Here is a 21,896-nt window from a genome sequence, read left to right on the forward strand (position 1 = left end):
TTAATGCTTGGGTGCATATATTTGTTAACAATGAGCGGACTCAGTGTTAGTAATTCAGTTCTTCTATCGTCTTGAATTGGTTGGTGAATACACAGATGTCACCGGCAATGGTCAAAGACTTTTCGGCGATCTCTTTGGCACTGAGATCGGTATTTTCCAGTAGCGCAGTTGCGGCTGCCTGGGCAAAGTTACCGCCCGATCCTATGGCGATCAGGTCATTTTCTGGCTGTACCACATCGCCGTTACCTGTGATGATCAGGCTGCACTCGGTATCGGCCACCGCCAACAGGGCCTCGAGCTTGCGCAGGACCTTGTCGGAGCGCCAGTCTTTAGCCATCTCGACCGCGGCGCGCATCAGATGTCCTTGATGCATCTCTAACTTGGCCTCGAAGCGTTCGAACAGGGTAAAGGCATCTGCGGTGCCGCCGGCAAAGCCCGCAAGGACCTTATTGTGATATAGGCGGCGAACCTTTTTAGCGTTTCCTTTCATCACTGTATTTCCCAGTGATACCTGGCCGTCTCCGGCAATAACAACCTGATTGTTGCGACGTACTGAAACGATTGTGGTCACGGTATTTCCTCTTCTCAAGCCGACGAGTAGGAAACTCATCGGTGGACAATAGCTTAGATATGGGGATGGCATTTCGTTTTTCAAGGGAGATCAGCCATAGGTTTACCCATGCAATCCGCGAAAAGCCGAGTTTTGTGCCTCTTAGGTGGAAAAGCCTTTTATTTTTATCGCCTTATTCATTTGAGTATGACACCGAGGATAATACTAAAGAGGGGGTATTCCTGGGCAAAACTAGCCGCTTGGTGGCGGGCTTTCATACCTTAGCCGGATGAAGGGGGAGGGGCTTGTCCGCATACTTTTGCCTGCCAGCAAAGGCTGGCGCTTGTTTCTAAGCCGCTTGTTTCAAACATGGGGATGAAAGGAAAACGGTTCGCGGTGTAGGGGTCGACTGGCCAGAGGTTGCACGGTGACGCTTGTCGGGATCTTCTCAGGATGCGCCAACATCTCAGTGATGGGCGATGAAGATTCGACATCTGGTAATCGCAGTTTCATGTTACTGCTGAGACTTGCATAGGATGCACCACCAGACTTGGTGTGCTTGGGGGCCGCTTTAGCTGAGCGCCCGACAGACAAATTTAGTAAAGGATATTACTCATGACAAAGCTACTTCCACTGGCCGCCGCCATTGCGATGACAATTGGTACCGCCCACGCTGCAGACAGCACGGCGACAACCTCACAGAATGGTTCAGGCAACCTAGCCACCACAGTGCAGACAGGGACTAACCATACCGCGACGATTAACACAGCCCTGGGTTTCGACAGCTCGGCCAACATAGACCAAGCCGGTGATGCACAAACCGCTACCATCAACCAGGTTGGCGGCGTGGCTAACTCGAGCGCCATGGTGACTCAGTCTGTATCGTCAAACAATGCCACCATCAACCAGGAGCATATGGATAACACCCATGCGACTGTGACCCAGGCCGGTGAGAGTAACAACGCCGATGTGAACCAGCTGCATGTTGACGATTCTCAGGCGATCGTTCAGCAGCAGGGTAACACCAACAACGCCAACATCAGACAATATGGTTTCGGTATCCATAATCCGGCAGGTTCGACCATACTGCAGACAGGTAACAACAATAGCGCGACTTCAGATCAAGATACCTCTACCGATGCCCTGTCGACAGTGGTGCAAACCGGCGCAGATAACATCGCCAACGTAAACCAGATGAACGGTGCCGAGCGCTCGGTGGTTGCCATCAATCAGATCACTAATAGCTCTCTGGCCACCGCGACTCAGGACGGCTCTGCCGATTCGAGCATCACCATTAACCAGATTAACGGTTCTATCGGCACAGCCGATGTCACTCAAAGCAACGGCAGCGGCAACATGGCGAGCGTGACTCAGGATGACAACAGCCTAAATGCGATTGCAAGCGTGTCGCAAACCGGCAGCTCTAACCAGGTCAGCACGCTACAGCAGCACGCAATCAACACCAGCCTGAGCGTGATGCAAGAGGGTGCGTCTAACATCGCCTCTGTTAATCAAGAGCATGTGAATGACAGCGTCGCGACCGTGAATGTGACCGGTGACTCTAACACCAGCACTGTACGTCAGTATGGCTTTGGTTTCCATGAACCGGCATCGGCTACCGTAACGACTGTGGGTAACCTCAACAATGCCAACATCAACCAAGATACCTCCTACATGGCGCAGGCGACCGTGGACCAGGCAGGTAACGGTAACATCGCCTTGGTGAGCCAGCTTAATGAGTCAGACAACGCTAACGTCTTTGTCGCTCAGATCGATGGTAGCGAGTCGGGTAACGTTGTCGTGGCGCAGAACCAAGCTGCAGACTCTACCGCGACTGTGATGCAGTCTGCCGTTAACGGTTCGGCGGTATTTGTGGCCCAGGGCCCAGGTAGCCAACTGAATGCCGACGTGAATCAGACTGGCAGTATTGGCGGTATGGTAAACGTGAACCAAGATGGCGTTGACCAAGCCGCAGTGGTGAGCCAGAGCGGTACGGATAACATGGCCGATGTTTACCAGACGGCTTCGCTTAACCGCGCGAACGTGACGCAGATGGGCGACTTTGGTGCGGCCGATATCGATCAGACCGGTGCCGACAACGAAGCTTGGGTAAACCAGAGTGGTGGTGAGTACAATGACGCCGTGTTGCTGCAACAAGGCGATGAAAACTACGCCATGATCGAGCAATCAGGCTTGGGCCAGGATGGCGCGCATAACCTGGCGACCATCAACCAGCTGGGCATGAACGATAGCGCTTCTATCATGCAGGCCGGTGGTTTCGGTAACACGGCGACCATCACCCAGAACTAAGCGATTAACGCAGACAACAAAAAGCCAGCATCATGCTGGCTTTTTTATTGCCTCAAACATAAAAAAACGGGCCTTGGCCCGTCTTTAGTCTGCTGAGGTTAACTGCCTTCCCAGAACCAGATCTGACAGCCGTTGAGGCCGCCGCGTTGCAGGATATGGCGATGCTTCTCGGCGAGGCGTTTACGCTCGTAGGGGCCTAAGACCACCTTGTACCAGATACCGCTACTGCCGCTGACTTTACGCACCTGAGCCTCTAGGCCCTGAAAGGCGATAACCGCCTTCATCTCGTTAGCCTGAGCCTCTTTCCTGAAGGAGCCACACTGCATCTGATAGGGGCGGGTCGGCGTAGTATTTTCGGGAATATCCACCTCGACCTGCTTGTTTTCAAGTTCCTCTTGGTAGGTCCACTCTTCCTTCGGCTTTGGCGGCAGCGCATTAGGGTCCTTCTTGACCACCTTAGGCTTAACCGTTTGTACCTCGGGCTGAGTCTCTACCTTGTCGGCGCTGTCGTTGATGCTCCACAGGAAGTAGCCGAAACCGCCCACCAATCCTAAGGTCACCAGTGAGAGCACGAAGGGGAAGCGTCTCGGCGCTGGTGCCGACTTACGTCGGCCACCGGTGCTCTTCTTGCGTCCTTTCGAGGCAGGTCTTCTGTTGGCGTAATCGCGATTGCTCATCCTAGCGCCCTATACTACATGCGTTCTAAGGTTTCGATACCCAGTAGATCCAGACCCTGCTTAAGAGTCTTAGCGGTCAGCTGTGCCAGCAGTAGACGGCTCTTCTTCTCATCTTCGCTATCGGCCGCCAGTACAGGACAGGCCTCGTAGAAGCTTGAGAAGGCGCCAGCCAGTTCGAACAGGTAACCACACAGGGCGTGAGGCTGACCCTTGGCCACCATGCGGCCTAGCACCTCGGCAAACTGGGCCAGCTTGTTGCCCAGCTCCTTCTCCTTGTCGTGTTCCAGCTTGATGCTGGCGCCAGTCAGGTCGACGTCGGCCGCACGCTTGAAGATGCCTGCAACACGCGTGTAGGCGTAGAGCAGGTAAGGCGCCGTGTTGCCCTCGAAGCTCAGCATCTGCTCGAAGCTGAAGATGTAATCGCTGGCGCGGTTCTTCGACAGGTCGGCATATTTCACCGAGGCGATACCGACCACCTTGGCGATCTTGGCCAGCTCCTCTTCATCCATATCGGGGTTCTTGCTGCGTACCAGTTCCAGCGCACGGGTCTCGGCCTCGCTCAGTAGGTCAACCAGCTTCACCACGCCGCCTGAGCGGGTCTTGAATGGGCGACCGTCTTCGCCGTTCATGGTGCCAAAGCCCATGTGTTCCAGGCTCATCTCTGGACGGACGAAATTAGCGGTGCGAGCCAGGCTGAACACCTGTTGGAAGTGCAGCGCCTGACGCAGGTCGACGAAGTACAGGGCGCGGTCGGCCTTGAGCACGTTTGAGCGGTAGCGCATCGCCGCCAGATCGCTGGTGGCATACAGGAAGCCGCCGTCGGCCTTCTGGATGATCACAGGCAGTGGCTCACCCTCTTTGGTTTGGAACTCATCCTGGAACACCACCTTGGCACCGTTACTTTCAGACAGCAGGCCCTGGGCATCCAGATCCTTGACCACCTGCTCGAGGTCGTCGTTGTAGGCGCTCTCGCCACGCACATCGGCGCGGGTCAGGCTGACGCCCAGACGCTCATAAACCTCGTGGCAATGGCTCAGCGAGATATCGTTAAATTCACGCCACAGCTTGTTGCAGTATTCGTCGCCCGATTGCAACTCGACCACTAGCTGACGGGCGCGGGTGGCAAACTCTTCCGATTCGTCGAAACGAACCTTGGCGGCGCGATAAAAGCTTTCGAGATCCGCCAGCTCAACCTGGGCTTGCTCACCTTGCTGAGCGCGGAGCTCTTCCATGTAGGCCAGCAGCATGCCGAACTGGGTGCCCCAGTCGCCGACGTGGTTCTGACGGATCACCTTGTGACCCTGGAATTCCAGGGCGCGTACCACGGCGTCACCGATAATGGTCGAGCGTAGGTGACCTACGTGCATCTCTTTGGCTAGGTTAGGCGACGAGTAGTCGACCACCACAGTCTGTGGCGCTGGCAAGCTGACACCCAGATGATCGTCGTTCAGGGCGGCCATCAGTTGGTTGGTCAGGGCGTTCTCATCGATAAAGAAGTTGATGAAACCAGGGCCGGCGATCTCCACCTTAGCCACCTGGCTATCTTGCGGCAGGCTATCGATTATCAGTTGCGCGACCTCACGAGGATTCTTGCGCGCCACCTTGGTCAGCATCATGGCCAGGTTGGTGGCAAAATCACCGTGGGTTTTGTCTTTGGTTCGGTCTACCTGAATGCGAGCCTCAAAATCCGCAGGGATGATCGCCTGCTGTTTTAGGGTTTGAATGGCTTGTTCGAGCAAAGATTGAATATGTGATTTCATTGGCGTTTAATCGACAGTTGCTAAATAAAAAGATTCAGGGATAACCGCGTATTTTAGCCGCTTGTGGTGGCCAATTGCTATCCTCTGGTCGGATTTTTATGAGCTATTTTTGCATTTTTTGATCACAAGAGATCCTGCGGGTCGCGATCTAGGCTCCAGCGGCATCGCTTGGCCAGGGGTAGGGCTTCGATCTGCGGCAGCGCCTGTTCGAATGCCTGCTGCAACAGGCCGCGGGTCTTGGTCTGGAACATCAGCTGACGGCGGAACTTGCCGGCCTTTCTGTCCATGGGCGCGGGCATGGGGCCTATGATCTCACACTGCTCGTCTTGCGGCAGTAACTGGGCAACCTGGGCCAGGAAGGCGTCGGCGTCCTCTGCCTTGTGGGCCTCGGCGCGCAGCAGCAACATGTGCCAGGCCGGCGGCAACAGGGCCTGTTTACGCTCCTCTAGCTGGCCGCGGGCGAACTCGCCATAGCCCTTGTGCATCAGCTCTCTCAGTATGGGGTTATCGCATTGGTGGGTCTGCAGCAGCACTGTGCCCGGCTTGCGCGCCCGCCCGGCGCGGCCGGATACCTGGGTATAGAGCTGGCCGAAGCGTTCGGGGGCACGAAAGTCGGCGCTGAACAGGGCGCCATCAACATCTAACAGGCCCACCAGGGTAACATCGGGGAAATGGTGTCCCTTGGCGAGCATCTGGGTGCCCACCAGGATCTTATATTCGCCCTTATGGATGGCATTGAGGTGGGTTTCCAGCGCGCCCTTGCGGCTGGTGGTGTCGCGATCGATCCGCACCACGGGGTAACGGGGAAACTCCTTGGCCAGGGCGTCGGCCAACTGCTCGGTCCCCACCCCTTGGCCCATCAACATGGTGCTGCCACACTGGTGGCACTGCTTGGGGATGGCGTATTGATTGCCACAGTGATGGCAGCGGATCTCCCCCAGAGACTGATGCACGGTAAAGAAGGCGTCGCAGCGGTCGCACTCATGCAGGTGGCCACATTCATGGCACAGTAGCGCCGGGGCGAAACCGCGACGGTTGAGAAACAGCAGCACCTGGTTGCCCGCATCTAGATGGATTCGCATCTCGTTGAGCAGGCCATGGGAGAGGCCATTCTTCAGCGGCTGGTTACGGATGTCGATGATTCCCTGGCGCACTTTCTCGGCGGCGCCGGCGCGGCTGCCGAGGCTAAGGTGTTGGTAGCGTCCCGACAGGGCATTCTGCAGCGTCTCCAGAGAGGGGGTGGCGCTGCCCAGCAGCACGGGGATTTTTTCCAGATGGCCGCGCATCACCGCCAGGTCTCGGGCGTGATAGCCGATCCCTTCCTGCTGCTTGAAGCTGGCATCGTGCTCCTCATCCAGGATGATGATGCCCGGATAGCGCATGGGGGTGAACAGCGCCGAGCGGGTGCCGATTATGATGGCGGCCTCGCCGCTTCTGGCCAGACGCCAGGCGCCGAGGCGTTGATTGTCGGTGAGCCCAGAGTGGATAACTACCACCTGCACCTTGAAACGGCGTTTGAAGCGGCTGATGGTCTGAGGTGTCAGGCCGATCTCGGGCACCAGAATCAGCGCCTGTTTGCCCTGTTTCAGCACTGTCTCCAGTAGCGCCAGATAGACCTCTGTCTTGCCCGAGCCAGTGATCCCTTCGAGCAGGGTGCAATGGTAGCCCTGCTGCTGATTGAGGGTGGCAACCGCAATGGCCTGCTCGGGATTGAGCTGATGGGGCGTCTCAATGAGTTCGAGCCCGTCACGCCAGCTGAGATCTGAGGCGATACGCCGCTCGATACACTCTATCCAGCCCCGTTCAACAAGAGCCTTTAGCGCCGTCTTGCTCAGCTCCAGGGCATTGAGTTCATCCTGGCTGAGCTCTGTTTCTAACAGGGCAAGCAGCAGCTTGCGCTGGGCGGGTGCACGCTTGAGCAGATCGATATCCGCTTCCTGTCCGGCAGCGGTCACGCGCCAGATCTGCAGCTGCTGCGCCTCTACCTCGGCACCCTTACGCAGGGCGACGGGTAGGGCCTGAGACAACATCTGCCCCAGGCTGCAAAAATAGTAGCGGGCGGCCCATTGGGTCAGCTTGTAGAGGGAGGGAGGCAATACGGCTTCTTGGTCGAGAAAGGCGATGACTGACTTGATCTGATTCGGCGCCAGGTCGCAGCTCTGACTGAGGCCGGTTACCAGTCCGATCAACTGTTGCCTGCCAAAGGGGACTCTGACCCTGACGCCTACCTGGGCCTTGTCGAGATCGGCCTCTGTGACGCGATAGCTAAAGGCTTGACGCATGGGGACGGGGAGGGCGACTTCGACAAACAGGGACATAGATTCGGCTGGGACTCGGCTGGCAGCAATATATAGTAGAGCAAGTGTAACCAGACAGCCTGACGAGGGCTACCAGAATCTGTCACGAGTCTGTGGAAAGCTAAGGCGGTTCAGCTCTAAGACTTGTGACAAAATTGTTGAAACATCAAGGAGCTTGTAGCTTAATAGCTAATAGACTTATGGGGCGTTAGGCGAGGCGTGTGTTGTCCCGTTGAGCCCTATAAAGGTCGGCGTCAAAGATTCGAGTCTGTTCACCCAAACAGGGATAAGAAGGTTGCGATGAAGAGAGTGCAATATCTGGTCATGCTTTGCTTAGTACTGGTGAGTCAAGCCGGGCTAATGAGTCAGTCCGCCTGGGCCAAGCTTACTCATGTCAGTATCAATCAAAGGCTGTCAGAATTGGGGCAGCGCCCGACGCTCAGGGTCAATATCGTCGCCCAATCGGTTAACCTGGATAAGGTGCAGTTTATCGTCGAGCAGCGATCGGGCAGCGAGCGATTGATGGTCAAGCCGATGAACACCTATATGTTGCTGCTCAGTGGCGTAGAAGATGTGCAGGACAGTGAGGCGGAGCTGGTGGTCAAAGAGTATCAGGTCAACAACTGGCAAGAAGTGAAACGCATGCCATTGTTCGATGCCGGCATGCGAAGCGCTAGAGCCGATAAACCAGTCAAGGTGGCTAAGTCGAACAAGCCGATGAAGGCCCCCGCGCAGCCTTCGCGAATTGCCGATGCCCGCCAACCTATGGCCGCCTTAGGGACTGTCGACGCTGGCGATAGAGTGCAACCTGGCTGTCAGCTGGATTATGCCCCGCCGCAGACTCTGTGGCGACTCGGTAGTGCCTATGCCAAGCAGTGGAAGCTGAGTACCTACGGTGCCATGCTGGCGATCTTCGAGGCCAATCCTAGGGCCTTTAACGGCGGTAAGATCAATGGCCTGCGGGCAGATGTGACCCTCAAGTGTCCGTCTACTGCCCTTAAGCAGAAATATCATAGTGCAGAGGCGGCAAGAGTCACCTTCGAGGCCCTGTCGGCCGAGTAAGCGTGGCGCCCGGCCGATTCGGGCCGGATGCCGATATTCCCAGCCGCAATATTTTTAGATGATGCAGCAGAATAGTTACAGGCTATGCTTGTATCTATTGGTGGTATCCTGTACTATCTCGCGCCTAAATATTTTATTAACTGCATGTGGTGTCCGACTTCGGGTTGGAAGTGCGACATGGCCTTAAACTTGAGGTAATCCCAATGAAACCAGGCATTCATCCTGAATATGCTGAAATCACTGCAACTTGTACTTGTGGTAACGTTATTAAAGTAAACTCAACTGCAGGTAAGCCACTGCACTTGGACGTATGTGGTGCATGTCACCCATTCTACACTGGTACTCAGAAAGTTATGGATACCGGTGGACGTATCGACAAGTTCAACAAGCGTTTCGGTATGCTTGGCAAGAAGTAATACTTCTGCAAAGAACTCTGAAAAAGGCGCCTATAAGGCGCCTTTTTTGTTGCCTATTCGGTGCTGGTTTGCCCCTCAAGCAGGCTCTTGGCAATACGGTTGGCACTCGGCCTAACAAGCTAGAATGATCAATTATTTATTATGATTGGTATAAGGTAATGATATAACTGATCGACCGAGCGATTAATCTAGGGAAGCGATTTATTATGGATAAGATTCTGGCCCTCTCTCTTTCTCTCTGCTCCTTTCTGGCGACGGCCAGCGGCAGCCTGTGTGCGCCGACCCATTATGATGAGACGGTGACTTTCGTCTCGGTGATCGATGGCGATACCCTGATGCTGGAAGATGGCCGTCAACTCAGGCTGATCGGCATCGACTCGCCCGAGATAGACAGGCACTACCCTGAGCTGTCTGAACCCTTCGCCAATCGGGCTCGCAACTTTCTGGCGGAGCGCTTGGTACCTGGGCAGAAACTCGAGCTGGCCTTCGACCGTAAACGCCTGGATCCTCAGGGAAGAACACTGGCTTATGCCTATACCGAATCAGGAGAGCATCTACAGGAGATGATGCTGAGTCAGGGCTACGCTAAGGCGAGAGTCTATCAGAACGACTATTTCTGGCAGTGTTTGGCCAATATCGAGCGTCAGGCACGCCAGGAGAAGCGGGGATTATGGAGCCATAAAAGCTATCAGGCCAAGTCGCCAGATGAGCTGGGGCGTGACGATCGCAACCGTTGGCGAGAGGTCAGAGGAGTAGTGACGGGTTTTGAAAGAAAAGGTCAGCAATTGTGGCTGATTATCGATGAAAACTTTTATGTGGGTATACCTAGAGAAGAATCTGGTAAATTTAGCAACATTTTAACCCTAAATCTGCTTGAAAGTCCGGTAATTGTGCGTGGTGAGTTGTATTATTCCTACAAAAAATGGCAGATGATTGCCCATCATCCTTCGCAGATAAGTTTGCAAAATAAGCCTTAGACCGTTTGGCTTCATAATAAACTGAAATTTTCTAATATCTTGTTTAAAAATCGCCTAATTTCGAGTATCTTAGCGCCCTAATGGCTCGCGTCGTTTTTCGCCAAATCTGGGGGAGCGAAGCGGGGCAAATAAGACCTTACCCTGAACACACTTGTCGCATTTTTTGCAGGATTACTAAAATGGCCGATTTCCGTCAGCAAGCCCTTGACTACCATGAGTTCCCCGTACCAGGCAAAACCGCCGTTAGCCTGACCAAGCCCGCAGAGACCAGCATGGATCTGGCGCTGGCCTATAGTCCGGGTGTAGCCGAGCCGGTGCGTGAAATTGCTGCCAATCCTGACGACGCCTACCGTTACACCGCCAAGGGCAACACGGTCGCCGTGATCTCAAACGGTACCGCTATCTTGGGCCTGGGTAACCTGGGGCCACTGGCCTCTAAGCCTGTGATGGAAGGTAAGGCGCTGCTGTTCAAACATTTCGCCAATATCGATGCCACAGACATCGAAGTGAAGCACCGTACCGCGGAAGAGTTTATCAACACGGTCGAGGCGATTGCCGATACCTTTGGTGGCATCAACCTGGAAGACATCAAGGCGCCAGAGTGTTTCGAGATCGAGAAGGCGCTTATCGAGCGTTGTAACGTGCCAGTCTTCCATGACGATCAACACGGTACGGCCATCGTGACCGCTGCCGGCATGATCAACGCCTTAGAGATCCAAGGTAAGAAGCTGGAAGAGGCGGTCTTTGTCTGTATGGGCGCCGGCGCTGCGGCGATCGCCTGTATGACCATGCTGGTGAAGTGTGGCGTGCAGCGTGAAAATGTCTATATGCTGGATCGCAAGGGGGTTATCCACACCCGTCGTGAAGATATCAACGAATACAAGGCGCTGTTTGCCAACAACACAGACAAGCGTACCCTGCAGGATGTGATCAAGGGCGCCGACGCCTTCCTCGGTCTGTCTGGCCCAGATGTATTGAGCGCTGAAGATGTGGCCCTGATGGCCGAGAAGCCGGTGATCTTCGCCTGTTCAAACCCAGATCCCGAGATCAAGCCTGAGCTGGCCCACGATGTGCGTAAAGATCTGATCATGGGCACCGGCCGTAGCGACTACCCTAACCAGGTGAACAACGTGCTCTGCTTCCCCTTCATCTTCCGTGGCGCCCTGGACGTGCGCGCGGCTAAGATCAATGACGAGATGAAGATCGCCGCAGTACACGCCATCGCGGCCCTGGCGAAAGAACCGGTTCCAGCCGAGGTATTGGCTGCCTATCCAGACGTGTCTGAGCTGAAGTTTGGCCCCGATTATGTGATACCTAAGCCGATGGACCCACGCCTGCTGTCAAACGTGGCCAAGGCCGTTGCCCAGGCGGCTATCGACTCAGGTGTTGCCGCCTTGCCGACATTGCCTGAACACTACACAGCCTAATCGGCGAATGTGATGATAAGAAAAGGGCCTCAGGGCCCTTTTTTATTGTGCCTTTACGGCTTTATTTGTATGGTAAGTGTTAATACGCAGCCTTTGCGTTGACGCCTTTTACCGCAAGCGGTCAGCGAAGCTGTCAGGAGTCGTTCCAGACGATTTCTTTGTTGCGTGCTATTTACATAGAATAACTATGCCGCACAGCACGCGCCTTGAGCAAAACGCGTTTAGATTGAACAAAAAGTAAACCTGAAAGATAAACAGACCCTAGATGATAAAGCGGTCTCAGACGTAAAAAATAATAATAATCCTGCAGGAAGCGGAAATGAAATTGACACAACTCCTCACCAAGAAGTTAACCGGCTTTTGGCTGCTTTCCCTCGCTGCGGTCGCCTTCATCTTTCTGCTTACCGCCCTGGTCAGTTTTATTCAGCTTACCTATAAGTTCCAACAGCAGCAGATGACAGAGCTGGAAGAGATGCTGCTGCAACATCAGGTTCGCCATGAGCTGCAGCATCTGGATATCTGGTTGCCGCAGATCTTGGCGGCCTACGATGCGCAGAAATTTACCCTGATCCGTGGCGAAGAGACGCTGTATCGTTTCGATAGGGGCAATCATGAGCAGAGTGTGGTCAACTACGACAGGGTGCTCAACCAGACCCTAGATCTGCATTTTCATATCAGCCTGCCCCAGCCCTTCTTGCTGCATAACATCAGCTGGCACGGCAGCCTGGTGTTCTTGGTGGGCTGTATCGCCGTGGGGCTGCTGGTACGCCGGGGCTATCTCTGGCTGGCGCAGCAGTTACAGGGCATAGAAGATCTGGCCAAGCGCAGCCATCTGATCCTCTCCGGGGACTATGATAAGGCTCTGGCCGAGACGGGCCACGGCCGTCCTCGATTGATCAACCGCGCCCTGACCCAAATGTTGCTGGAGCTGGATGATGCCCAGAAGCAGCGCGCCAGGTTCGATCAGTTTATTCGCTCCAACACCTTCCTCGACCCCGAGTCTGGCATAGGTAACCGCCTGTTCCTCAAGAATCGTCTGGATGCCCTGAGCAACAAGGATGGCATGATGGCCCCTGGGGTACTGCTACTGCTGGAGATGGAAGATCTGGATCTCTTACAGCAGGAGGCCGACGAGTTCAGCATTCAGGAGCTGCTCACCCAGACCATAGGCGGCATCAGCCACCTGCTGGACAGCCAGGCCAACAGCATCTTCTCCCGCCGATCCTATAATCAGTTTGCCATAGTAGTGCCGCAGATCTCCCTGGCGGACGCCGAGAAGCTGGCGGCCAGGCTGCTCAAGGTCTGCCTGAGCCAGCCCCTGGAAGGGGTGAATAATCGCGACGACTTCTTTCATATCGGCGTCGCCTACTTTAAGGTGGGCGAGAGCAAGGAGCAGCTGTTCGAAGAGGCAGAGATGGCGCTGCGGGCGGCCCAGTTTCAGGGCAACAGCGGCTGGTTTATGTATGACAAGGGCGCGGTGGACGAGGAGTTTGCCAGAGGCTCGGTGCGTTGGCGCAGCTTTCTCGAGTATGCCCTGGTCAATAAGCGCGTGGTACCTTTCACCCAGGCGATACTCGACAGCGATGGCAAGGAGCACCACAGCGAGGTCTCCTGTCGTCTGCGCGACAGTAGCGACAATCTGGTGCGCGCCACCCTGTTCTTGCCTATGGCAATCAAGTGCGGCCTGATCCCCCAGATCGAGCGTCAGGTGATCGAGGCCGTGTTGTTCGATCTGTTACCTAAGTCACCCAAGGACCAGCGGAAATACAGTATTAATCTCTCTCTGGATACACTGACCAGCCGCGCCTTTATCCGTTGGCTACAGACGACCCTGCTGGAGTATCGTCATCTAACGCCGCGGCTGATCTTCGAGATTAACGAAGATATCTTGGTGAATAACCTGGCGAAACTGAAGGCGCCGCTGGATATGATCGCCAAGATGGGCGCCAGCCTGTGTGTCGACCGAGTGGGGCAGCAGGTGGTGAGCACCCAGTATCTTCAATCCTGCCGCGTGGATCTGATTAAGCTACACAGATCTATTGTGCGACAAATACATTTACGCCAGGAAAATCAACTGTTTGTCAGAAGCCTTATCGGTGGCCTCTATCGCACCGAGGTGCAGGTCTTTGCCGAAGGGGTCGAGTCGCTGGAGGAGTGGCAGACGCTGAAGATTTTAGGGGTGAGTGCGGGACAGGGCAGTTTCTTTAGCGACCCCCTCGAGGCCGCGTGATTTTGTTATCTCCCTGTTGGGCCTGATAAGGGCTTGTTAGGGCAGGGTTACTGTTCTATGTTTATCTGAGTGTATCTGATTGATGTTAGATTTTTTCTATAAAATTAGGCGATTAGTCGCTACAATAACGCTATTATTTTGACGCTTTCCTCGAGGCAATATCCATCCGGCATTTGAGGTAGAGCGATTTGGGACACTCATGGCGCGTGAGTATCAAATTGGTGGATATGCCTTTAATGGAAAATAGTCTTTTGAGTAAATTTGCCTTCTGGCAAACCAAGCACGATAGAGTCGATTTAGGCGTATACCTCAACGCCGCCGAAGTGACCTTCTTTAAGCGCGACAGCGATACCTCCTTTTCTCTGTCCCTGTCGGGTGATGACTGGTCTGGCGTATTTCAGGCGCTGACCGACAAGATCCCCGCTCCCAACCTGCAACTCGTGCTGAGTGAAGATTTTTACCAGCTGCTGGTGGTCGACAAGCCTATGGTCGAGCCCGAAGAGATGCATCAGGCGCTCATCTGGTCGATCAAGGATATGGTGTCAGAACCTGTCGAGTCTTTGCATCTGGATTATTTTGAGTCGCCTGAGTCGACCAACAACAAGGTGACTGTGGTGGTGGTGAACCGGGCGATGTTGCAGGCACTGGTCAAGGCGGCCGATAAGCATGAGGTGAGCATTGGCGGGATCAGCATCGAAGAGATGGCCATCAGTAACTATGGCGCCGAGGACAAGCTGGCGCACATGGTGCTTTGCCATAAGCCGGGGAGCGAGCTGCTACTGACCGTGGTGAAACAGGGTCAGCTCTATATGCAGCGTCGTATTCGCGGCTTCAGCCAGATCGACAGGGTCTCCAGCCAAGATCTTCAGCTCGGTGTGGCCGATAACCTCAGCCTGGAGCTGCAGCGTTCCATGGACTATTTCGAGAGCCAGTTGCGCCAGGCACCTGTGGCGTCTATCGCCCTGTTGATGGGCGGTGAGCGTCAGGTGCTAGCCCAGCTACTGAGTAAGAACTTTGACCAGGGGGTTGAGGTGATCGCCTGCGATCAGGTGCAGGACAAGTTGGCCCAGTGGGCTTTGGTCGAGCTTGAACGTCAAACGGAGGAGCCTGCGTAGATGAATTCAAAATTGCGGGTCAACCTCTACACCGCCAGCCTGTTACCGCCCAGGCTGCGTCTCTCATTTACGCGCCTGCTGCAGCTTGGTTTCGGCCTGTTTGTCTTGATGCTGACGGCTAACTTACTGGCCTATGTGCAGCTTGGTAGCCTGGAGACAGAGAAGGCGCAGCTGCTTACCGAGAAGGCCGCCTTCGACCAACAGAAGGCACAGCTCGAGCAGGCTATCGCCAAGCGCAGCGCCTCTCAGGCGCTGGTACAAGAGGTGGATCTCCTCTCACAGCAGGTGGAGCTTAAGCGCCTGCTTCTAGGCGAACTCACCCATGTGGAGACGCTGACCAGTAAGGGCTATTCTCCCCTGCTGACCGGCCTTGCGCGGGTGACCGACGATCAGCTCTGGCTGAGCCGCATCCAGGTGCAGGAAGATCAGTTTGTCTTCGAAGGCTATAGCGCCGCTCCCAATGCTGTTCCCCTCTGGCTGGCACGTCTGCAAGGGGTCGAGCCCCTCAAGGGCCAGGCCTTTAGCACGCTTACCATGAACCGGGGTGACAAACAGCCGCTAGGGTTTGTGCTGCGTAGCAAGCGTGATGAGGAGCAGGTGAAATGAAGCAGCAGATAGCCCGCTGGGGAGAAGCCTTCAATAAACTGAGCCAGCGCGAGCGGGTGATGATCGCACTGGCCGTCGTGGTGGTGATCGGCATGCTGCTCTATCTGCCGCTGGAGTCACTGCTGACCCAGAACAGCCGCGTACAGAGCAATATCAAGGCCTTAACGGCGGAGAACCGTATCTCAGAGCAGCAGATCGACCTGTATCAGCAGACGCTGGCGAGCGATCCCGACCAGGAATACCGTCAGCGTCTGGCTAGTCTGCAACAGCAAGTGGCGGATCTCGATCAGCAGCTGTCGTTTCAGATGGTCGACATGGTGCCCGCCGACAAGATGCCGACCATGCTCGGTGAGCTACTTGGCCGGGTGAAGGGAATACGTCTGCAAAGTTTCGAATCTTTGGCGCCTAAGCCACTGCTGGCCCTGGGGGATGAGAATAAGCTCAATCTCTACAGCCACGGGATCAGGCTGGCGTTCGAGGGGGATTACTTTTCTACCCTCAAGTTTATCGAGGCGGTCGAGTCTATGCCCAATAAGCTCTACTGGCGTCAACTGGATTATGTGGTGGGCGATTACCCTAAGGCCGAGGTGATGTTAGAGGTCTACACACTTAGTATTAACAAGGACTTTATCAGTGTTGCGAATCAAGATTAGTGTTTGCCTGTTGGCACTGCTTAGCCTGACTCAGGCCTCGGCGCAGACCCTGAGGGATCCTACCAGGCCGGGTGTTGGAGCCCCAGGCTCGGCGCAGCATCAAGGTGGACAGAAGCTGGTGCTCAACAGCCTGATGATCACCGACAATTCGGCGACGGCCATTATCAATAACAAGACATTCACCACAGGTGACAGGGTACAAGGTGTGAGCATTACTCGCATCACTAAGCAGGGGGTCTGGCTCGCCGATGGCCGCCAACTCAAGCTCTACCCAGAAGTAACTGCGACAAAGGGACAATAAATGACTGCGATGAAAACCATAACACCTCTGTTCGTGCTGATGTTAGCCGCCTGTCAGACAACGGATCGTCCCCAGCCTGTCGAGTCGAAATCGGCGATCGATACCTCGATCGCGGCGGCCCAGAATAAGCCGCAGACGCCCCCTCCGGCGGCTGTGATGCCAGACTCTGTGCAGCGTGAGCTGCAGTCATCGGCCCTGCTCGGCTCCTTGACCCCAAGCCAGCCGAGCGAGCGACGCTTCGATGTGTCGGCCAAGGATGTCGATGCCAAGGTCTTCTTCCCGAGTCTGGTGCAGGGCACGCCCCTGAGCGTCGCCGTGCACCCTAATGTGACAGGCACTGTCTCTCTGTCCCTCAAGGGGGTGACCCTGAGCGAGGCGCTGCAGGTGGTCGAAGATATCTATGGTTACGAGGTGAGCCGAGAAGGACGTATCCTGCGTGTCTTCCCTGCGGGCATGCGCACCGAGACCTTCCCGCTCAACTATCTTTACATGGAGCGTCAGGGCCTGTCGCTGACCTCGGTGAACTCTGGGCGGATCTCGGACAACAATAACAACCGTAATAACAACGGCAACAACAGTAATAATTACAACAACAATAACTCGAACAACAACGGTGGCGACGGCAATAGCAACAATAGCAACGAGACCACCAACGGCACCTTTATCCGCTCCAAGACCAAGACAGACTTCTGGGGTGAGCTGAAAGAGACGCTGGAATCTATCATAGGCACCACGGGTGACGGCCGTCAGGTAGTGGTCAGCCCGCAGGCGGGCCTGGTGACCATCAGGGCCTATCCCAACGAGCTGCGTCAGGTGAAGACCTTCCTCAAGACCGCCGAGAGCCATCTGCAGCGTCAGGTGATCCTCGAGGCCAAGGTGCTCGAGGTGACCCTGTCTGACGGTTATCAGCAGGGGATCCATTGGGAAAGCGTGCTGGGCCAAAGCGGCAACAACAGCGTCGAGTTTGGAACCTCGAAGGCGCCCGATGGTCTGGGGGATGTGATCACCTCGGCCATTGGTGGCATCACCTCCTTACAGATCAAGGGCAAAGACTTCAGCACCATGATTAACCTGCTCGATACTCAGGGTGATGTGGATGTGCTGTCCAGCCCAAGGGTGACTGCCTCGAACAACCAGAAGGCGGTGATCAAGGTGGGCCGCGACGAATATTTCGTGACAGATGTGTCTTCGACCACGGTAGCGGGCACCACGCCGGTCACCACACCGGAAGTGGAGCTGACGCCGTTTTTCTCGGGCATCGCGCTGGACGTGACCCCGCAGATCGACGAGGAGGGCAATGTGTTGCTGCACATCCACCCGTCGGTTATCGATATCAAGGAACAGAACAAGTCGATCAAGGTATCAGACAGCACACTCGAGCTGCCACTGGCCCAGAGTGAGATCCGCGAGTCGGATACTGTCATCAAGGCCAATACCGGCGATGTGGTGGTGATCGGCGGCCTGATGAAGAGCGAGAATATCGAGCTGGTTTCTAAGGTGCCGCTGCTGGGGGATATTCCGTTTCTGGGCGAAGCCTTTACCAACCGTTCCAACTCGCTACGCAAGACTGAGCTGGTGATCCTGCTCAAGCCGACCGTGGTGGGGGCCGAGACCTGGCAGACCGAGCTGCAACGCTCCAAGGCCCTGCTGGATCGCTGGTACCCAGAAGAGAAGCAGGAGTAGGCGCTTGTATCTGCAGCACTTTCATTTGGCGCAGCCCCCCTTTTCGCTGACGCCAAATACCGGCTTCTTCTTCGGCTTGGCGCCCCATGTCGAGGCGCTACAAGTGCTGCAAACTGCCCTGCAGACGGGTGAAGGTTTTATCAAGGTTACCGGCGAGGTCGGTACGGGCAAAACCCTGATCTGTCGCAAGTTACTCAACGATATCCCCGAGCGCTTTCACTGTGCCTATCTGCCCAATCCCTATCTCAGTCCCAGCGAGCTGCGCTGGGCGCTGGCCTTGGAACTTGGTCTCAAATATAGCGCCGATATGGATCAGCAGCGCCTCACCACGCTGATTCAGCAGCAGTTGATTGCGCTCAGTGCCCACGGTCATTCCATCGTCCTGGTGCTGGACGAGGCCCAGGCCCTGCCCGATGAGAGCCTGGAGGCATTGAGGCTGTTCACTAACCTGGAGACGGAGAGCCGCAAGCTTCTGCAGGTAGTCTTGTTTGGCCAGCCGGAGCTGGATAGCCGTCTGCAGCAGACGCAGTTTCGTCAGCTCAGGCAGCGAATTACTTTTAGTTATCAACTGAGGGCCATGACCGCCGACGAGACCCGAGCCTACCAGGCCCACAGACTCGAGGTGGCGGGTTATCGCGGCGAGGGGCTATTTGGCGCACGTGAGAGCAGACGCATCGCCCGCGCCGCAAGAGGAATTCCGAGACTCATTAATATCTTATCCCATAAGGCTCTGCTGCTGGCCTATGGTGAGGGTGCAGCAAGGGTGAACCTCTGCCACGTGAAGGGCGCGATCAAGGATACTCAGGACGCCGACAAGGGGCTGTTTCCCCCTTGGTGGCTGGGCACTGCCGGGGCCGTGTCACTGGGCTTGGGCGCGTTGTGGCTATGGTTAGCCAGGGGGCTGGCATGAGCGTCATCAACACCATGCTCAAAGACTTAGATAAGCGCCAGCAGCCCCATGGGCTGGATGAGCTGCCGGTGCCGCCGCTGCAATATCGTCAGGCGCCTCAGTCACGACTGCCCTGGTTGCTACTCGGGCTGCTTTCGCTGTTGCTGTTGGCCATGGGCTATCTGGCATGGGAGAGATATGCGGTGCTCGAACGAACCAACCTGGCGCTGCAACAGGATAATCAGATTCTGGTCCAGGAGATCGCCAGCGGCGAACTCAAACAGCCTGTGGTGAGCGAAGAGCCAACTACCAAGAACGAACCTGAGTTGGCAGCGGGTAAAGCGCCTGCCGAGAAACCAAGGGCTGAGGTTTCACAGGCTGCAGATACTCAAACCATTGCGAAGACCGAGTCTGACGCCGAATCTAGTGTTGAGCTCATGGCTACCCCCAAAACAGACCCGGTTGCTGAGTCTAAGGTCGAAAGAAAGCCTGCTGCTGAGAGTAAGCCTGTCGTTATGCCTCAGAGGGTTCGGGTCGAGCAGGCATCAGACGGCAAGATAGCAAAAACGACCGGCACCATGGCGGTGACCGAGGTGAAGCTTTCCCCGGAGGCGCTGGCCGAGAAGCGTTTTAGTCAGGGCAAGTCGGCCCAGGAGGGCGGGCAGCTCTCCCAGGCGGTGAAGGACTTTAGTGAGGCGATAAGCCTGAATCCTGCGCTGCACGGTGCGCGTCAACATCTGGCGGCTCTCTATTATGGTCAGGGGCAGCTGGGTGAGGCCAACAAGGTGCTGGAACAAGGGCTTGCCCTCTATCCCGGCGAATTCGATTACGCCCTCATGCTGGCCAAAGTGTTGGAGGCACAGGGTGATAGGCAGGGGGCCTTGGCGGCGCTTGGCAATATCCCAGATGATCACCTGCTCGCCAAGCAGAAGTGGGTGATGCAGAGTCATCTGGCCCAGCAGGCCTCGGCATTTACCCTGGCCGAAGAGAGTTATCGTCGCCTGGCCAGGGTCGAACCCAATCAGGCCAAGTGGTGGATGGGGCTGGCTTATGCCTTAGATTCCCAGCAAAAATTTACCGGCGCCAAGCAGGCCTATGGTCAGGCTCTAGGCTTACCCGGCTTGTCGCAGCAGGCCAGCGATTTTATTCAGCAGCGGCTGGCGCAGTTAGGAGATATTGAGTGAAACCCAAGTTAAAGATGCGCCTCGGCGACTTATTGGTACAGGAAGCGATTATCAGCGAGGCGCAGCTGGGCCAGGCCCTGGCGGAGCAGAAAAATACCGGCAAGAAGCTGGGACGCACCCTGATCGATCTCTCCTGTATCACCGAAGAGCAGCTACTTAAGTTTTTGTCGCAGCAGCTTAATATCCCCTTCCTCGATATCAGTCGCCGGGCTATTCCACCTCAGGTGGTGAACCTTCTTCCCGAGGTGCAGGCCCGTCGCTATCGCGCCCTGGCGGTGGAAGATAATGGCGACCATGTGCTGGTGGCCATGAGTGATCCTGCGGACCTGCAGGCGATGGATAATATCGAGGTGTTGCTGGCGCCTAAGGCGATCCAGATAGCCGTAGTCACCGAGACCCAGCTGCTGGAGGCTTTCGATAACCTGTATCGCCGCACCGGTGAGATCGCGCAGATCGCCGGTAAGCTGGAGGAGGAATATGCCGCCGACGATCAGTTCGACCTGGCCAGCCTGACAGATGCCGACAGCGATAACGAAACCACTGTGGTTAAGCTGCTGCAGTCGATCTTCGAAGATGCGGTGCAGATGCGGGCTTCCGATATTCATATCGAGCCCGGCGACAAGGTGCTGAGGATCCGCCAGCGTATCGACGGCCAGCTGCAAGAGAACACACTGCAGGAGGTGAACATCGCCTCGGCGCTAGTACTGCGCCTCAAGTTGATGGCGGGGCTGGATATCTCTGAGAAGCGACTGCCGCAGGATGGCCGCTTCCACATGGAGGTCAAGGGACACAAGATAGACGTGCGTATGTCGACCATGCCTATCTATCATGGCGAGTCTGTGGTGATGCGTCTGCTGGACCAATCCGCGGGTCTGCTCACATTGGATGAGACCGGCATGCCTGCCGAGATACTGGCGCGGGTGCGTAAACAGATCAAGCGCCCCCACGGCATGCTGCTGGTGACCGGGCCTACCGGTAGTGGTAAGACCACCACGCTATATGGAGTGCTGAGCGAGCTTAATACCGCAGATCGCAAGATCATCACGGTGGAAGATCCTGTGGAATATCAGTTGCCGCGTATCAATCAGGTACAAGTTAACCATAAGATAGGACTAGATTTTTCCAATGTACTGCGCACCACCCTGCGTCAGGACCCCGACATCATCATGGTGGGTGAGATGCGTGACCAGGAAACGGTGGAAATTGGCCTCAGGGGCGCACTCACTGGTCACTTCGTGTTATCGACCCTACATACCAATGATGCGGTCACCTCTGCCCTGCGTCTGTTGGACATGGGCGCCGCCAGCTATCTGGTGGCCAGTGCGCTTAGGGTGATCATCGCTCAGCGTCTGGTGCGCCGTGTCTGCCATAACTGTTCCCAGCCCTATGATCCTAGCGCCGCCGATCATGCCTGGCTTAGCAGCATCAGCGGTCGCGACTTCAGCCAGGCCAAGTTTCGTATTGGCACCGGCTGTCAGAGTTGCAACGGTAGCGGCTATCGCGGCCGTATCGGTGTATTCGAGATCCTAGAGCTGGACGAGCAGATGATTGAGGCGATGCGTAGCGGTAATCCCCAGGCGTTTGCCCAGGCGGCCTACCAGAGCCCTAATTTTACACCGCTGGCAGAGTCGGCACTCAACTACCTGGCCGAGGGCATGACCACTATGGAAGAGGTGGCCAAGCTTATCGAAGATGCCAGCGATGCCCAGGTGCCTATCTCCCAAGAGATGATCCATCAACATGAGATTGAGGGCTAATT

19 protein-coding genes are annotated in these 21,896 nt (G+C 55.8%); 15 read left to right on the plus strand and 4 right to left on the minus strand.

Annotated elements, in window-relative coordinates; translation table 11 throughout:
- Positions 1–46 precede the first annotated feature (46 nt).
- Positions 47–571, minus strand: a complete 525-nt coding sequence (gene hslV / locus L2731_RS11330; RefSeq protein WP_033539082.1) for an ATP-dependent protease subunit HslV — start codon at positions 569–571, stop codon at positions 47–49.
- A 41-nt stretch (positions 572–612) separates the two neighbouring features.
- Here hslV and L2731_RS11335 point away from each other — a divergent pair, with 41 nt between their 5' ends.
- Positions 613–843 (plus strand): hypothetical protein, encoded by a 231-nt coding sequence (locus L2731_RS11335; protein WP_249253202.1) that lies wholly within the window; start codon positions 613–615, stop codon positions 841–843.
- A 322-nt stretch (positions 844–1,165) separates the two neighbouring features.
- The gene (locus tag L2731_RS11340; RefSeq protein ID WP_249253203.1) at positions 1,166–2,860 is read left to right on the plus strand and encodes a hypothetical protein; all 1,695 of its coding nucleotides are present in this window, start codon (positions 1,166–1,168) and stop codon (positions 2,858–2,860) included.
- 98 nt (positions 2,861–2,958) lie between these two features.
- Here L2731_RS11340 and L2731_RS11345 read toward each other — a convergent pair whose 3' ends face one another.
- The 3 genes from L2731_RS11345 to priA all read right to left on the minus strand — a co-directional run bounded on the left by L2731_RS11345 (position 2,959) and on the right by priA (position 7,615).
- The gene (locus L2731_RS11345) at positions 2,959–3,537 is read right to left on the minus strand and encodes an SPOR domain-containing protein (RefSeq protein WP_249253204.1); all 579 of its coding nucleotides are present in this window, start codon (positions 3,535–3,537) and stop codon (positions 2,959–2,961) included.
- 14 nt (positions 3,538–3,551) lie between these two features.
- Positions 3,552–5,297: an arginine--tRNA ligase gene (gene argS / locus L2731_RS11350; RefSeq protein WP_249253205.1), complete on the minus strand. Its 1,746-nt coding sequence runs from the start codon at positions 5,295–5,297 to the stop codon at positions 3,552–3,554.
- 122 nt (positions 5,298–5,419) lie between these two features.
- Positions 5,420–7,615 carry a primosomal protein N' gene (priA, locus tag L2731_RS11355; RefSeq protein WP_249253206.1) on the minus strand — a complete coding sequence of 732 codons (2,196 nt, stop codon included), beginning with the start codon at positions 7,613–7,615 and terminating at the stop codon, positions 5,420–5,422.
- Positions 7,616–7,894: 279 nt separating this feature from the next.
- On the opposite strand from priA, the gene L2731_RS11360 reads away from it, so the two are divergent.
- From L2731_RS11360 to L2731_RS11420, 13 genes are all read left to right on the plus strand, one after another.
- Positions 7,895–8,656: a FimV/HubP family polar landmark protein gene (locus L2731_RS11360; RefSeq protein WP_249253207.1), complete on the plus strand. Its 762-nt coding sequence runs from the start codon at positions 7,895–7,897 to the stop codon at positions 8,654–8,656.
- A 203-nt stretch (positions 8,657–8,859) separates the two neighbouring features.
- On the plus strand, positions 8,860–9,072 hold the full coding sequence (rpmE, locus tag L2731_RS11365) for a 50S ribosomal protein L31 (RefSeq protein ID WP_011864187.1): 213 nt from the start codon (positions 8,860–8,862) through the stop codon (positions 9,070–9,072).
- Between the two features lie 206 nt (positions 9,073–9,278).
- Positions 9,279–10,049 (plus strand): thermonuclease family protein, encoded by a 771-nt coding sequence (locus L2731_RS11370; RefSeq protein ID WP_249253208.1) that lies wholly within the window; start codon positions 9,279–9,281, stop codon positions 10,047–10,049.
- A 179-nt stretch (positions 10,050–10,228) separates the two neighbouring features.
- A complete protein-coding gene (locus L2731_RS11375; protein ID WP_239886541.1) occupies positions 10,229–11,476 on the plus strand; it encodes a malic enzyme-like NAD(P)-binding protein in 1,248 nt (415 codons plus the stop codon).
- Positions 11,477–11,795: 319 nt separating this feature from the next.
- Positions 11,796–13,706, plus strand: coding sequence for an RNase E specificity factor CsrD (gene csrD, locus L2731_RS11380; RefSeq protein ID WP_249253210.1), 1,911 nt, complete (start codon positions 11,796–11,798; stop codon positions 13,704–13,706).
- Positions 13,707–13,942: 236 nt separating this feature from the next.
- Complete coding sequence (locus L2731_RS11385; protein ID WP_249253211.1) at positions 13,943–14,821, plus strand: MSHA biogenesis protein MshI; 879 nt, start codon at positions 13,943–13,945, stop codon at positions 14,819–14,821.
- A complete protein-coding gene (locus L2731_RS11390; RefSeq protein WP_249253212.1) occupies positions 14,822–15,427 on the plus strand; it encodes a PilN domain-containing protein in 606 nt (201 codons plus the stop codon).
- Complete coding sequence (locus L2731_RS11395; RefSeq protein ID WP_249253213.1) at positions 15,424–16,080, plus strand: MSHA biogenesis protein MshJ; 657 nt, start codon at positions 15,424–15,426, stop codon at positions 16,078–16,080. The genes L2731_RS11390 and L2731_RS11395 overlap by 4 nt, the downstream gene beginning before the upstream one ends.
- Positions 16,064–16,381, plus strand: coding sequence for an MSHA biogenesis protein MshK (locus tag L2731_RS11400; protein ID WP_249253214.1), 318 nt, complete (start codon positions 16,064–16,066; stop codon positions 16,379–16,381). The genes L2731_RS11395 and L2731_RS11400 overlap by 17 nt, the downstream gene beginning before the upstream one ends.
- Positions 16,382–18,064, plus strand: coding sequence for a pilus (MSHA type) biogenesis protein MshL (mshL, locus tag L2731_RS11405; RefSeq protein WP_249253215.1), 1,683 nt, complete (start codon positions 16,382–16,384; stop codon positions 18,062–18,064).
- A gap of 4 nt (positions 18,065–18,068) precedes the next feature.
- Positions 18,069–18,974 carry an ExeA family protein gene (locus L2731_RS11410; RefSeq protein WP_249253216.1) on the plus strand — a complete coding sequence of 302 codons (906 nt, stop codon included), beginning with the start codon at positions 18,069–18,071 and terminating at the stop codon, positions 18,972–18,974.
- On the plus strand, positions 18,971–20,137 hold the full coding sequence (locus L2731_RS11415; protein ID WP_249253217.1) for a tetratricopeptide repeat protein: 1,167 nt from the start codon (positions 18,971–18,973) through the stop codon (positions 20,135–20,137). Before L2731_RS11410 ends, L2731_RS11415 begins: the two co-directional genes overlap by 4 nt.
- The gene (locus L2731_RS11420; protein ID WP_249253218.1) at positions 20,134–21,894 is read left to right on the plus strand and encodes a GspE/PulE family protein; all 1,761 of its coding nucleotides are present in this window, start codon (positions 20,134–20,136) and stop codon (positions 21,892–21,894) included. The genes L2731_RS11415 and L2731_RS11420 overlap by 4 nt, the downstream gene beginning before the upstream one ends.
- Positions 21,895–21,896: the final 2 nt, after the last annotated feature.

Source organism: Shewanella aquimarina (assembly GCF_023349185.1).
Taxonomy (GTDB): domain Bacteria; phylum Pseudomonadota; class Gammaproteobacteria; order Enterobacterales; family Shewanellaceae; genus Shewanella; species Shewanella aquimarina.

Bases quoted from the DNA above. Each gene is read 5' to 3' on its own strand.
- argS (WP_249253205.1), bottom strand. From the start codon at position 5,297: ATGAAATCACATATTCAATCTTTGCTCGAACAAGCCATTCAAACCCTA.
- L2731_RS11345 (WP_249253204.1), bottom strand. From the start codon at position 3,537: ATGAGCAATCGCGATTACGCCAACAGAAGACCTGCCTCGAAAGGACGC.
- mshL (WP_249253215.1), top strand. From the start codon at position 16,382: ATGACTGCGATGAAAACCATAACACCTCTGTTCGTGCTGATGTTAGCC.
- L2731_RS11360 (WP_249253207.1), top strand. From the start codon at position 7,895: ATGAAGAGAGTGCAATATCTGGTCATGCTTTGCTTAGTACTGGTGAGT.
- rpmE (WP_011864187.1), top strand. From the start codon at position 8,860: ATGAAACCAGGCATTCATCCTGAATATGCTGAAATCACTGCAACTTGT.
- L2731_RS11375 (WP_239886541.1), top strand. From the start codon at position 10,229: ATGGCCGATTTCCGTCAGCAAGCCCTTGACTACCATGAGTTCCCCGTA.
- L2731_RS11390 (WP_249253212.1), top strand. From the start codon at position 14,822: ATGAATTCAAAATTGCGGGTCAACCTCTACACCGCCAGCCTGTTACCG.
- L2731_RS11385 (WP_249253211.1), top strand. From the start codon at position 13,943: ATGGAAAATAGTCTTTTGAGTAAATTTGCCTTCTGGCAAACCAAGCAC.
- L2731_RS11395 (WP_249253213.1), top strand. From the start codon at position 15,424: ATGAAGCAGCAGATAGCCCGCTGGGGAGAAGCCTTCAATAAACTGAGC.
- csrD (WP_249253210.1), top strand. From the start codon at position 11,796: ATGAAATTGACACAACTCCTCACCAAGAAGTTAACCGGCTTTTGGCTG.
- L2731_RS11340 (WP_249253203.1), top strand. From the start codon at position 1,166: ATGACAAAGCTACTTCCACTGGCCGCCGCCATTGCGATGACAATTGGT.
- priA (WP_249253206.1), bottom strand. From the start codon at position 7,615: ATGTCCCTGTTTGTCGAAGTCGCCCTCCCCGTCCCCATGCGTCAAGCC.
- L2731_RS11415 (WP_249253217.1), top strand. From the start codon at position 18,971: ATGAGCGTCATCAACACCATGCTCAAAGACTTAGATAAGCGCCAGCAG.
- L2731_RS11370 (WP_249253208.1), top strand. From the start codon at position 9,279: ATGGATAAGATTCTGGCCCTCTCTCTTTCTCTCTGCTCCTTTCTGGCG.